Raw genomic sequence first — 14,151 nt, 5'->3', positions numbered from 1 at the left:
AACCTCGCGTTTGCATCTCATCATCTTTCAGCAATAAACGCATATCGGTTTCTCCTTTCGCAAAATTAAGCAGTAATACAACGCACGCCCTTCATATAGGGTTGTAAAACATCGGGAACAATAATTGATCCATCAGCTTGCTGATAATTCTCAAGAACAGCGATAAGACAACGTCCAATGGCGGTACCAGAACCATTAAGGCTATGAACAAAGTGCAATGCTTTATCCCCTTCTTTACGATATCGAGCATTCATGCGTCGCCCTTGAAAATCTCCACAAATTGAACAACTGGAAATTTCACGATAGCACCCTTGTCCAGGGAGCCAAACTTCAATATCATAAGTTTTACGTGCCGCAAATCCCATGTCTCCTGTACAAAGAACGACTGTACGAAAAGGCAAACCAAGACGTTTCAAAACATCTTCTGCGCATTCTGTCATACGTTCCAGCTCTTTTAACGATTGCTCTTCAGTCGTAATCGATACCATTTCTACTTTCCAAAACTGGTGTTGACGCAACATACCGCGTGTATCACGACCAGCAGCCCCCGCCTCTGATCGAAAACAAGGAGTTAAAGAAGAAAATCGTAATGGTAAATCTGAACTCTCAAGAATTTCATTGTTCACCAAATTGGTTAACGGCACTTCTGCTGTAGAAATAAGCCATCGACCGTCTGTTGTCCGAAAAAGATCATCAGCAAATTTCGGTAACTGTGCTGCTCCGTACACAATCTCATCACGAACAAGAAGAGGCACAGAAACCTCTGTATAACCATGCTCCTCAACATGTACATCAAGCATAAATTGGCCCAATGCACGTTCAAGCCGTGCCAATGCTCCTGAAAGTACTGTAAAGCGCGTTCCAGATAAACGGCCTGCGCGCTCAAAGTCCATCTGTTTGAGATTTTGACCAAGATCAAAATGTTCCTTTGGTGTAAAATCAAATGTTGTGGGTGATCCAAAATGTCGAATAATAACATTATCACTTTCATCTTTACCTTTTGGAACATCATCCAATGGAATATTGGGCAGTGTTGAAAGAGCCTTTTCAAAACTCTCAGTTAACCGCCTTTCCTCCGCTGTGGCAGAAGAAAGGAAAACTTTAATCTCTTCAACCTCAGCTCTAACGCGTTCAACCATTTCCTGATCACCTGCCGCCAATGCCTGTCCTATTTCCTTTGAAGCAGCATTGCGACGTTCTTGGGCAAATTGCACTTTAGCAACATGCGACCGACGATCCCGATCAAGTTCTATTAATTGTTTAGCTTGCGGCTCAATACCTCTATTTTCTAGCGCTTTATCTAATTTCTCAGGGTGTTCACGAATCCACTTAATATCAAGCATCAAAATTCCTCATTTGCATCGTTGCTATTCGTTTCCTATCACACAATATAAACTTTTCTTAAGAAGATTTTTTTCTTTTTTCTATACAGTATGCAATTAAAATTGAGATCTCATAAAGAGCTATCGTTGGTAAAGCTACTGCAAACATAGTAAAAAAATCCGATGGGGTTACTATCGCCGCAATTATAAAAGAAAGGAGAATAGCCCATTTTCGTTTAGACACCAAACTATGAGAAGTTAAAAGTCCAATTTTCGTTAAAAGACTGCTCACAAGAGGTAATTGAAAAATCAAACCAAAAATCAGGATAAACGACGTCATAAAACTCAAATAATCGGAGATACGGACTATGAACTCTATTCTCAAATGAACATCTGGAAGGAATTGCTGAGAAAGGCTAAACCAAAGCATTATTGGCGCTAACAAAATATAAACAAATGCCCCCCCAATACAAAATAAAATCGGTCCACCAATGAGAAATGGTAAAAAAGCCATACGTTCATTTTTATAAAGTCCTGGGGCAATAAAACTATAAAACTGAAAAGCTGTATAGGGAAAGGATAAAATAACTGCTCCAAAAGCAGCAAGTTTCATCTTCGTTAAAAAAGTTTCCCACACTTGTGTTGATTGAAGACGAATACTCTCAGGATTACCACCTGATATTTTCATTGCCCACTGATAAGGCCATATCAAAAAATTTAAAATATAATCTTTAATAAGAAAACACATAATAAAAGCTATAAAAAATGCGATCAAAGCAGCAATAATTCTCTGACGAAGTTCAAGAAAATGTTCTATAAGTGGTGCCATACTGGCATCAACTTCATCTTTCTTAACTTTCATGACGTATCTTCTTTATCTTTAGAAGTTGTAGAAATGCCCTCAGAACGCTGAAGATCAACGGGGATGATTATATCTTCTTTGTCTTTATTCTGATCGCATAGCAAAATTTCTTTATCTTTTTCTAATTTATGATGCCTTGCATTTACATCAAAATTTTGGACATTCTCTACTGCATCGTGAATGGGATTAAAAGTCTCTGTCAACTCCTTGCTAAGATTGAAATCATTAATATCCGCTAATGTCTTTTGCAAATCATCAAGCTCGACTTGTCTTATTGCATCATCAAACTGGCGACGAAATTCATTCTTTTTTGAACGCACATAAGCCATTGCCCTTGCCATTGTCTTTAGCATTTTAGGTAAATCTTTTGGTCCAACCACAACAATGAGAACAAGTAAGATCACGAGAAATTCTGGCCCATCAATCCCAAACATCGCTTATACTCGACTCTTCCATTAAAAAAATAAGTAAAATTATATTTATATTTTTGTTATTTTACACGACGTTTTTCAGCAACAGATGTCTTTCTTCCTTTAGTAGAAGAGGAACCTTTTCTGCGTGCTGTTACAGGATTTACCGATAATGACTCAGATTGTTGAGATTCAACTTCTATTGTTTTGGAATAATCAGCCATTGCAGATTTATTCTCAACGCTGTTGTCTTCTTCTTTCATATTCTTTTTGAAAGCTTTAATCCCCTTAGCAACATCGCCCATTAATTCAGAAACCTTACCTCTCCCAAAAAGCACTAAGATAATTAGTAAAATGACAATTAAATGCGCTGGTGAAAAAATATTACCCATCACTCTCTCTCACTGCTTTTAAATTTGAATTCATGTTTCTATCCTCACTCTGTAAGGAATTTTCCAAATATAACCATGACTTACTTGTGTATTTTCCCCTTTAGTTAAAGGCAATCACAGTTTTTTTTGTTGTACACTAGCTTTTTAGCATCTTTTCTTTTTTGCTCAGCGTATTATAGTGAAAAATAATAAACTGCTTCAAACAAAATTCAAAAGATTTGAAAATTCTTCTCTTAAAGCAGATTTCACTGATTTATAAGGTTGCAAAATCCTATGGAAAGCGCTTCATGCATATTCTAATATTTTATCTTTTAAAAATGGTATTATCTGCATAATTGCACCCATTCCTACCATATTATCATCATAAAAAATTAATTTGAGTTACTAAAATCTCGATAATATAAATTGCGTTGCTGTAAATTATAACAAACAACTAGCAATCCATAATAGTGACTTTCTTTTGGAGATATATTTTTGGGGTCTCTACAAGAAGCTTTTTGTTTATATATAAAGTGATTTCTATGTTAATAGAAAATTTAGTAAGCAATCATATATATTGGTAGAATTTACTCATGAATTATCGGCATATTTACCATGCTGGCAATTTTGCTGATGTTTTTAAACACATTATTGTCACCCGCATTATAGAATATCTCAAACGCAAGGAAAAAGCTTTTCGTGTTATAGATACGCATGCTGGGATCGGCATTTATAACCTTTCTTCTTTAGAAGCACAAAAAACGGGAGAGTGGCGTGAAGGCGTCCAACGTTTTTTTTCAGCTCCTATTCCAGAAGATTTAAAAACACTCCTTTGTCCATGGTATGATATTATTGATACACTCAATGACGGGGAAAAAGAAATAGCCTTCTACCCTGGCTCTCCTGTTCTTATTCGCCAATTATTGCGTAAACAAGATCGACTCACCGCAATTGAATTGCATGATGAAGATTATCGCATTTTAGCAAAAAAATTTGCCGGTGATTATCAAACAAAAGTCCTACATTTGGATGGTTGGCTTTCCTTAAAAGCGCATTTGCCACCAAAGGAAAAACGTGGATTTATCCTTATTGATCCTCCCTTTGAAAAAACTGGTGAATTTTCCCGTCTTATTGAGGGATTGACGAAAGCATATCGCCGTTTCTCTGGAGGAATTTACGCTTTATGGTATCCCGTTAAATATGACAAAGAAATTGAAAATTTTCTTTACGCACTTTATCAAACAGGAATTCCTAAAATTCTACAACTCGAAATGCGTATTCGAAAAAGCTCAGTACCACCTACAATGTGTGGTAGTGGTATGATTCTTATCAACCCTCCTTATCTTCTTGAAGAAGAAATAAAAAAACTTAGCCCCTTCCTTCTTGCCCGTCTTGGACAAGATAGAAATGCACAAATGACTCTTAAATGGATCCAAAAGGAACATCCATGCTGTTAACTTTTTTCTTATATTCACTTTAAAATCAAAATATTCCTTTAGAATCAAAGGCATAAAGCCATTCAAAAGTACTGTAATACTAGGTCAGATTCTTTGTCCTCTTGACACTACCAACCTCCAATGCACATTATAATCAGCAGCACGAATTCGATTTTTAAAACAAAACCTATTTTAATGTAACCACTCATCAGCAAGAGATTAAAATTGCCAAACTTATAAAACTGTTTTTAAAAACTACTCTCAATGTTATCTACAAAAGTCATAACTCCAAAATTCTATAATCTCATGCCATATGCATTCTTTATAAGAAAATAACTATCATTATATAAATGATGGTACTTGATGGATAAAAACATTTCTGGATAAACTGGATGATCCTGAAAAACAACATGCCTTCTTCCAAAAATGAACGAGAAAATTTTTCTTTTCTCTCTCATCTATCATGGGATAATGCCAATCAGGGAAATGACAAAAATCAATTAAAAGGTGCCAAACTCATACAAGAGTTTGCCAAACATCTTCCACATAAACCAGGAGTTTATCGGATGGTAGATGAAAATGGTGATGTTCTTTATGTTGGTAAAGCACGTAATCTCAAAAAACGCGTTTCAAACTATACCCATGAACAAGGACACAATAACCGTATTGCTCGTATGATTCGTGCAACATGTCATATGGAATTTGTCGTCACCCACACAGAAACAGAAGCACTCCTGTTAGAAGCTAACCTCATCAAAAGATTGCATCCGCGTTTTAATGTCTTGCTGCGTGACGATAAAAGCTTTCCTTATATCATTATTACTGATGATCACTGGGCACCTGGACTTTATAAACATCGTGGTGCCCGAACAAGAAAAGCCCATTATTTTGGCCCTTTTGCCTCTTCAGGTGCAGTGACACAAACAATCAACGTTTTACAACGCGCCTTTTTATTACGCACCTGTACTGATTCAGTTTTTGAAAACCGCACACGCCCCTGCTTACTTTATCAAATTAAACGATGTTCTGCCCCCTGTACAGATGAAATTAGTGATAGTGATTATAGAGAGCTCGTGAGAGGAGCAAAATCTTTTCTTTCGGGGAAAAGCCAATCCGTTAAAAATGATATGGTTCAAGCTATGCATCAAGCTGCAGAAAACCTTGATTTTGAACAAGCAGCTGCCTATCGTGATCGCTTATCATCTCTCTCTCTCATACAAAGCCACCAAGGTATTAATCCTCAAACGATAAAAGAAGCAGATGTATTTGCAATTGCGCAACGGGAAGGTGTCACCTGTATTCAAGTGTTTTTCTTTCGCATGGGGCAAAATTGGGGAAATAGAGCCTATTTTCCTAAAGCAGATCTTTCTTTTTCTAGTGCTGAAATTTTAGCAAGTTTTCTTGCTCAATTTTATGATGATAAGCCACTTCCAAGACTTATCCTTTTATCTGAATCAATCGAAGAAAAGGCGCTTCTTACAGAAGCACTCAGCCTAAAAGCAAATCGTAAAATACTTCTCTCTTTACCCAAACAAGGTGAACGTAAAACTCTTGTTAATCACGCTCATATCAATGCTCATGAAGCCCTTGGACGCAAGCTTGCAGAAACAGCTACACATACAAAATTACTCCAGAGCCTTGCTGAAATATTCCAACTGCCGCATACCCCATGTCGTATAGAAGTCTATGATAATTCTCATATTATGGGGACAAATGCAGTAGGTGCGATGATTGTTGCGGGCAAAATGGGGTTTATTAAAAATCAATATCGCAAATTCAATATTCGCTCGACTGAGATCACACCCGGTGACGATTTTGGTATGATGAAAGAAGTCATCAAACGAAGATTTTCACGCCTTATTAAAGAGCATGGTCTACCACATAGAAGCAACAATATAAAAGTTCAAAATGATGATTCTTTTCCTATTTGGCCTGATCTTATATTAATCGATGGTGGTGAAGGACAAATAAACAGTGCGCTTACAATATTATCCGAATTAGAATTAGACAATTTTATCGCCGTCATTGGAATCGCTAAAGGCGCTGACCGTAGAGCAGGACGTGAACGTTTTTTTATGAAGGGCAAAACACCTTTTACACTTCCTCCACGTGATCCTATCCTTTATTTTTTGCAACGTTTACGCGATGAAGCACACCGTTTTGCAATTGGAACGCATAGAGAAAAACGAAAAAAAGCAGTCTTTAAAAATCCACTTGATGAAATCGCACATATCGGTCCAACAAGAAAGCGTGCATTGCTTGATCACTTTGGAAGTGCCAAAGCTGTTGCTGATGCTTCTCTCGAAGATTTAATAAGAGTTAAAGGCATATCTCTTATGATTGCACAAAAAATCCACAACCACTTTAACGAAAAATAAGACTTTTTTCATAATCTGTGCTTTGTTACGTTTATGAAATAATATATTATATTTCACAAAGAATTGAAAATAGCTCCATGAAAAAACATACTTTTTCTTTTCCCAATATTCTCACTTATGCACGAATTGTTGCAGTGCCGATGGTTGTTGCGTGCTTTTTTTTAGAAGGACGACTACAATCAAGCGATATTGCACGTTGGATCGCCGTTTCTCTCTTTGTTATTGCCTCTATTACTGATTTTCTAGACGGTTATCTTGCCCGTATTTGGGAACAAACATCCAATATTGGTCGCATGCTTGATCCCATAGCAGACAAACTTCTCGTCTCTGCCTGTCTGCTCTTACTTGCTGCGGACAGTACTATCGCTGGGTGGACTTTATGGGCCGCCATTATTATTCTTTGCCGAGAAATTCTTGTATCAGGATTACGTGAATATTTAGCTGAATTGAAAGTCAGTGTTCCTGTTTCACGTCTTGCAAAATGGAAAACTTTTGTACAGATGATAGCTATTGTCCTTCTCTTGGCAGGACCAGCTGGCAATAAAATTATTCCGTATACAATGGAATTTGGTATCATTATGCTGTGGATTGCTGCTCTCCTCACATTGTGGACAGGATGGGATTATTTTCGTGCAGGCTTAAAACACGTCATTACATGAAAAATAGCACTTCACAAACATTTTCTGGGAAATGCATAACTCCATAAGAAAAATCCCGAAACAGGGAGTTGCGGGATTCCTTGCGTTGTATATATGCTTTTACTAACCAACAATTTCTACTTCGGAAAACCAAAAAGCAATTTCTGTTTTTGCTGTTTCAGCGCTATCTGAACCATGAACAGAATTTTCGCCAATCGACAAAGCATGTGTTTTACGAATTGTTCCTTCTTGTGCCTCCAGAGGATTTGTAGCTCCCATCACCTCACGATTTTTAGCGATTGCATTTTCACCTTCCAAAACCTGTACAATTGTTGGACCAGAAGACATAAATTCAACCAACTCACCAAAAAATGGGCGTTCCTTATGAACTGCATAAAACTTTTCAGCTTCACGCTGGCTCATCCACACACGCTTAGATGCAATAACACGTAAGTCCGCATCCTCAAGCATTTTGGTAATTGCTCCTGTCAAATTACGACGGGTTGCATCGGGTTTAATCATCGAAAAAGTACGTTCTATAGCCATTTGACCACCTTATATTTTATTGACAATATTATCTTGTGGCGTTCTATAACGAGCAAATAGCCTCTTGCCAAGTGACTGTAGAGTAATGTGCATTAATTTTAGAGGAAACTCTCTAAAAACAGCAATTCTTGCAGTTTCTTATCCCTTCATAACAGGACCAGAACCTCCTAAAAGGATTGTATCACCTTTCACAAAATTAAATATTCTCCCCTCAACCTACTTTTAAAAAATAAGAAAGATACAAAAAAAGAACCGCTACACAATAACATCTACAGCCTCAAGTTCTTTTACAACATCTGGGAAAGAACTCCCCCCATACATTGCTTATCTAGTTGGTAAAAAACACACGATAAAGCCAATCAAAGAACAAACACAGACTCAGAAACTATAACGCACTCCCAAAATACCCTGAAGGGATTGTTTCGTCTTGTGCCCTTTGACATAATGTGCTTCTGCATAAAGCTTTAATTTATCACTGAGAAAACTGCTTAAACCTATTCCTAATTTACCTGCATTCCCTGACAAGTCCGTGACAAATTGATGCTGCTTATTAATTGTCGTGTGATTATCATCTTTATTCTCACGCAACCATGCAGCCGTAATATAACCCATCAATGAAGTCTCTACACCATCCAAAAATTCATACCCCACTGATAACCCAACCTCACTGCGCAATGACATAAAGGGATTTATTTCACCTGTCATGTCATTCGAAAGCTTGATCTCTTTCCCTTCAACTTGCAACCACGTTAATTGCGCATAAGGTTGTATCCAACTGCTTTGTGCTACCTTCATCCGATAACCTGCTTCAAAGGACGTTCCTACCGCCCACTGGTTATAATTCCCTTCAATAGCTAAACCATTTGTTGAAACAGCATTCAAAGTATTTTGATAATGATTGTATTTTAATACACTATCCAAATACCATCCGCTATGGTCAAAATAAGTTGCATAAGCTCCTATGCCATAGGTATTTATGTTACTCACACCACCTCGTGCATGTGTAACACGTGCTTTATCATAACTGCCAAAACCACCAATAGAAAACTCTCCATGTGCCAATTCATTTAAACCACCAATCCCTAATATAATCCCCGTCTGTTCAAGCTTAAAATCTATATGATCTGCGGAAACATTTTCTTTACTCTTGATTGCATATGTCCAAAGAGCAGAAGTTTTTTTATTTCTCTCTAGAATTCCTCTCCCCGCACGCACAGTTTGCAACTCATTCTTAAAAACAAGTGCTGGTGTAACAGACAATGACAACACCGCATCCGTAGAGGGAGTGGTTAAAAAATCAGAAATTGATAGTTTTTCACTTACTTGTTGAGAAGGTTTATTTTTATTACTTGGACGTAACAGTATCTGATCAGTGAATGACGGAGCATTTGCAGAAACAACAGACTGCTCCTGCTCTTCAGAAAAATGATTCTGACCTGCGGAAACAACAGAAACACTCTGTTCCTCTCTCAAATGCCGCGGAGGTCTTGGTTGGGGAGGCTGCTTATAACGCTTTCCATTATTATTTGGACGAGACTGCGCACCCGTTCCCCTATCCGCAGATGAACCATCTGAGTAAGTAATAACTTTTGGTCTCCTTTTTACACTCGAAGAGGAAGATCCCGCAGAACTTGATCGACCATCCACCACCCTACCTAAATACCAGATTGTAGAATCACCATTGGAATCAGCCCTTCTCTCTCTTTTATACAAACCATATATATAAGCTCCACCATCAAAAAATAAAATTTCATCACCAGAACGATTTGCCAGAACAAAATTAGCTCCCCCGCTTTTATCGGTAACTAAATTAATTTCTGCAACAAAACCATTTTTTTGTAACAGAGACCCTGTGATTTCAGAGCCAGAATCGGCAACACTTATTTTGTGATTACCTGCACCATCATCAATAAACAAGTAATCGCTACCACCACCAGTAGCACTAATATTAAACTGAAAATGTAAATCCCCTGAAAGTTCCTCAACATGAAGTAAAATATGACGTTGATCATATGGAATAGAAGTAAAAATGATAGTTCCCCCATTTCCACTTAAATTTTCAATATTAATCTGAGGAATTTCTGCAACGTGCCGCTCTCCAACGAAAAATAATATTTCATCACTTCTTCCCTCCACAGAAAGTTTCCCTTTCGTGATACGATTTGTGACATCACCAGCAAACAAATAAAGGCATCCCTTATGATTGACCTTTACTTCTCCAACAACTTCTTTTACTCCAGCATGGAACCACGATTTGGCAGAATCATTAATCGTCAGACCATCCAAAAATCCACCAGGATATACAACTTGAACAGCTCTATCCTTCAAGATAGTAGCATAGGATTCTCCTCCCATTAAAACATGCTGTCTACCATTTCCTCTGACCTCCGTATTCATTGCCCTTCCCCCCTCTTTTCTTTGACCCATGTAAAGATTTTGTTCACCTCCTCCCATAACTTTCGTATCCCAAACCCACGCCCCATCATATACGTTTTGTTGCCCCACAACTCCATCACCACCAGAAATTATGGTCTTATAAGCACTGCTTTTCCTTACCTCTCTTATAAGATCAAGACCTTTCTCTTCAAAAACCAACTGCTTCCCACCAAGGATTTTGGCTTCCACTGCAGTCCCTGCACGTGTAACCACCTGCATCCCACCTTTGACAATAGTAGAACCTATAGAAATTCGACCATTATCCACAATCTCTACACCACCATCTTGAATAGTAATAGCACTGCTAACATCACTCGTGACCAGTGCTGAACCTTTTGGTACCGTTCCCCCAGTCGCCACACTCATCATCTTCGCTAATCCCTCATTCTTATTTTCAATCGCACTTGCAATTTGCACAAGACAACTGCTAATCATCAATATTGAAAAACTTAATTTGTATTTATGCCGCATTATCCACACTCCACTATCAATTATGAGACAAATATCCCGCAATTACGCAGGCAGATCATTTTAGATTGTATCGTAATGTGTTTTATTTATGTCTAAATACAATTTTTTAGTGTATTATTTTATTTATACAACTATAAATTGTAAATTTGGGATCACGAGAAACTATCCTAGTCTGTGACTGTATAACTTCATCAAATGTAAATTATGCCCTTTTGGACAGGGCATAATTTACAATATTTGCAATAATAAATGAAAAAATGATATCGCTTTTAACAGAGCGTAAGCTTATCTTCAGTGCTTCTACACTCCAAGAGGTTATTATATACACATTGCTTTTTTTAAGTTGTGAAACACTACAGTTCTAAGCTTAATCAATGCGTAAGAGGCATATTTAAAAACTATATCGTAACCCCAAAATACCTTGAAGTGACTGCTTCATCTTATGCCCTTTTAGATAATGTGCTTCCGCATAAAGTTTTAGTTTATCATTGACAAAACTGTTTAAACCAATTCCCAACTTACCCGCATTTCCAGATAAGTCTGTAATAAATTGATGCTGGTTATTAATCGTTGTATGATTATTATTGATATTCTCACGCAACCATGCAGCCGTAATATAAGCCGTTAATGAAGTTTCTGCACCAAAAATAAATTCATGTCCTGCCGTTAATCCAACTTCATTACGGAATGAAGTCAATGGGCTTATATCACCACTCATTCCATTGGAAAGCTTGATTTTTTTGCCCTCAACCTGCAAACCTGTTAGTTTTATATAAGGTTGCATCCAAGTATTTTGCGCTGGCTCAAAACGGCAACCAATCTCAAATGCTCCTCCTATCGCCCACTGATTATAATTGCCTTGAATGGCTAAACCGTTCGTTGAAATAGCTTTCATGTTATCTCGGTAATAATTATATTTCAAAACACCATCCATATACCATCCGCGATTATCAAAGTAAGTTGCATAAGTTCCAATACTATAACTGCTTATATCGCTATCCCCCCCTCGTGCATGAGCAACGCGTACTTGATCATAACTACCAAAACCACCAACATACAAATCTCCATGCGTTAATTCATTCAAATGATCAGCACCTAACACTATTCCCGTTTGCTCAAGCTTAAAATTTGTATGGCCTGTCGTAACACGTTCTCTGCTCTTAAGCACGTAAGTCCATAAATCTGTATCTTTCCTGTTTTGGTCCAAAATTCCTCTCCCCGTACGCATAATTTCCAGCTCATTATTAAAAATAAGTCCAGAAGCTACTGCTGTAGAAAGCAAGGCATCAACCGAGGGAGTCGTTGACGATCCACCAGGAGCGAATGGATCTGTTGGATCGGGAAGTGAAGATTCTGGTCCCTTGATGCGATCTGGAGACAAAAACCAAACTTTTCCATTTTCATCTTTTCTCTGTTTTAAACCATACATATAGGTGCCACCATCGATAGCATTAATTTTTTCACCTGAGAGATCTGTCAAAGTAAAATCAGCGCCACCGCTTTGATCTGTAATCAAATCACGCTCATTTGAAAAAGGGGCGGTGATTTCAACTCCAGAGTCAGCAATACTTATTGTGTGCTTACCCGTACCATGCTCAACAAAGAGATAATCACCACGGTTATGTGCAAGAGTCGTATTGAAGGCGAAATGTAAACTTCCTGAAAGATCATTAACATGAAGTTGAGAATAATATGGATCAGAGCCAGTAAACGCAAAAATAACACTCCCCTCACCACTTAATTTCTGAATGAGAGAGCTTTTGCCATCAAATTCATCGGTGATAGAGTACAGTTTTGTATCTTTCCCATTTAAAAAAATCTCTTCTGCTGTAGTATGGTGTTGGTCATTCCCAGCATAAAGATGAAGCTGTCCAGAATGATTTAAAAGCGTTTTGCCTTCTAATGTTGCTCCCGCATGCACCCATGATTTTGCTTCATTATTAATTGTCAGGTTTTTCACAGTTCCATCAGTATATATTTCTTGAGCAGCCGTTTCATTTAAAGTGACACCAATAGCACTACCTCCTGCTAAGATATTCTGCTTACCACCACCAAAGACTTGAGTATCAAATGCAAAACCGCCATTCTTTGCGCTTTGAGCCTTTTTTGCAATCTCTTGTATCCCCCCTTGCATAACTTTCGTGTTCCAAACGCTTCCTCCGTCATACACTTCTTGCCGCCCTAATGTTTTGCCTTGACCATAAATTACAACATCTGAAGCGCTACTGCCTTTCATTTGCCCTCTAACATCACCCTCTCCAAAAACAAGCTGTTCACCACCATATATTTTTGTTCCCTGTGCTTTTCCCCCATTCTCAATTCTTTGCTGTCCACCTTCTTTAACGATAGCATTTTCTGAAAATCCTTGTTTTCCTTTTGAAGCCTGAACAATTTCAGTTCCACCATGTTCAATTTTGCTCTCTTGACTGAGACCTCCTGCAGAAACATGAATCTCTCCACCATTTCTAACCGTGTTATTGATAGACTTACCTGGTTTATCCGTATCACCATCATTTAAAAAGTAGCCTTTACCGTTATTATCGAATAAATGATTGTCTAGTTCAGTCCCACTATTAATAAAAATGAGCTCAGGATCTTCCTGCACTATAATATTATTTTCTTGCACATACTGTTCGGCCTGACTCTCATTACTCTCATTTTTCCCATCTTTTCCCCTTACATTACTGACCGATATTCTCGTCCCCATGCCGCTACTAAGCTTTTCAAAAGAACCTACTCCACCACTCATCTCTAAAATACGATCATTTTTAGATGCTTTAATATTTATGTTCCATCCTGTTTTCATATCCTCATTATCATAGGATATTTTTTCATTTTCCCCATAGTTTAAAGATTGATAAAAAAACTGCGTTTCTCCCCCAAATGCTGTTTGCCCCAAACAACTACTAACCATGAGTATCCAACAGCTCATTTTCCACTTATATTGCATAGCTACCTCCTCCCCCTTCACGTCTGAGTAGACATCAAACGTAATTAGCTCTGCAAAATCTATTTTCAACCTAAAATTTTAAGAATTATCTTTAACAGTTTATTAATATTATAAAAAATGGCTTTTACTTTTTATAAAAATTTTTTATTTTATCAAGAGCTCAAGACACTATACCTGCATTGCTTTTCAAGATCTCTTTAGAATTTTTCTATCAAACAGTAAAAAACAAAACACAAAAAAATTGCCTACGCAGCATACAGCCTCAAATTCTTTTACAACATCTGGGAAAGCACTCCCCCCCCCATACATCGCTTGTCTAGTTTGTAAAAAA

10 protein-coding genes are annotated in these 14,151 nt (G+C 37.6%); 3 read left to right on the top strand and 7 right to left on the bottom strand.

Features of this window, described 5'->3' with window-relative positions; translation table 11 throughout:
• Positions 1-65: 65 nt before the first annotated feature.
• From serS to tatA, 4 genes are read right to left on the bottom strand one after another with little or no spacing between them, the layout of a single operon-like run.
• Positions 66-1,343: a serine--tRNA ligase gene (serS, locus tag ME1_RS06740; RefSeq protein ID WP_004864863.1), complete on the bottom strand. Its 1,278-nt coding sequence runs from the start codon at positions 1,341-1,343 to the stop codon at positions 66-68.
• 58 nt (positions 1,344-1,401) lie between these two features.
• Positions 1,402-2,184: a twin-arginine translocase subunit TatC gene (gene tatC / locus ME1_RS06735; RefSeq protein ID WP_004864862.1), complete on the bottom strand. Its 783-nt coding sequence runs from the start codon at positions 2,182-2,184 to the stop codon at positions 1,402-1,404.
• Positions 2,181-2,618 (bottom strand): Sec-independent protein translocase protein TatB, encoded by a 438-nt coding sequence (tatB, locus tag ME1_RS06730; RefSeq protein ID WP_004864860.1) that lies wholly within the window; start codon positions 2,616-2,618, stop codon positions 2,181-2,183. Before tatB ends, tatC begins: the two co-directional genes overlap by 4 nt.
• Before the next feature lie 56 nt (positions 2,619-2,674).
• Positions 2,675-2,986 carry a twin-arginine translocase TatA/TatE family subunit gene (gene tatA, locus ME1_RS06725; RefSeq protein ID WP_004864859.1) on the bottom strand — a complete coding sequence of 104 codons (312 nt, stop codon included), beginning with the start codon at positions 2,984-2,986 and terminating at the stop codon, positions 2,675-2,677.
• A 572-nt stretch (positions 2,987-3,558) separates the two neighbouring features.
• Here tatA and ME1_RS06720 point away from each other — a divergent pair.
• The 3 genes from ME1_RS06720 to pgsA all read left to right on the top strand — a co-directional run bounded on the left by ME1_RS06720 (position 3,559) and on the right by pgsA (position 7,438).
• A complete protein-coding gene (locus ME1_RS06720) occupies positions 3,559-4,422 on the top strand; it encodes a 23S rRNA (adenine(2030)-N(6))-methyltransferase RlmJ (protein WP_004864856.1) in 864 nt (287 codons plus the stop codon).
• A gap of 371 nt (positions 4,423-4,793) precedes the next feature.
• Entirely contained in the window at positions 4,794-6,779 is a 1,986-nt protein-coding gene (gene uvrC / locus ME1_RS06715; RefSeq protein WP_004864855.1) for an excinuclease ABC subunit UvrC, read from the top strand.
• A gap of 77 nt (positions 6,780-6,856) precedes the next feature.
• Entirely contained in the window at positions 6,857-7,438 is a 582-nt protein-coding gene (gene pgsA / locus ME1_RS06710; protein ID WP_004864853.1) for a CDP-diacylglycerol--glycerol-3-phosphate 3-phosphatidyltransferase, read from the top strand.
• 102 nt (positions 7,439-7,540) lie between these two features.
• Here the strand turns inward: pgsA and ndk are convergent, their stop codons facing one another.
• From ndk to bafA (ME1_RS06695), 3 genes are all read right to left on the bottom strand, one after another.
• On the bottom strand, positions 7,541-7,963 hold the full coding sequence (gene ndk / locus ME1_RS06705; protein WP_004864851.1) for a nucleoside-diphosphate kinase: 423 nt from the start codon (positions 7,961-7,963) through the stop codon (positions 7,541-7,543).
• A 378-nt stretch (positions 7,964-8,341) separates the two neighbouring features.
• Positions 8,342-10,870: a BafA family autotransporter gene (gene bafA / locus ME1_RS06700; protein WP_004864849.1), complete on the bottom strand. Its 2,529-nt coding sequence runs from the start codon at positions 10,868-10,870 to the stop codon at positions 8,342-8,344.
• A 391-nt stretch (positions 10,871-11,261) separates the two neighbouring features.
• Positions 11,262-13,820: a BafA family autotransporter gene (bafA, locus tag ME1_RS06695; RefSeq protein ID WP_004864848.1), complete on the bottom strand. Its 2,559-nt coding sequence runs from the start codon at positions 13,818-13,820 to the stop codon at positions 11,262-11,264.
• Between the last annotated feature and the right edge of the window lie 331 nt (positions 13,821-14,151).

Origin of the sequence: Bartonella vinsonii subsp. arupensis OK-94-513 (assembly GCF_000278235.1) — a bacterium.
Taxonomy (GTDB): domain Bacteria; phylum Pseudomonadota; class Alphaproteobacteria; order Rhizobiales; family Rhizobiaceae; genus Bartonella; species Bartonella arupensis.
The sequence above is the reverse complement of the archived record's forward strand: the minus strand, read 5'-3'. Positions and strand labels throughout refer to the sequence as shown.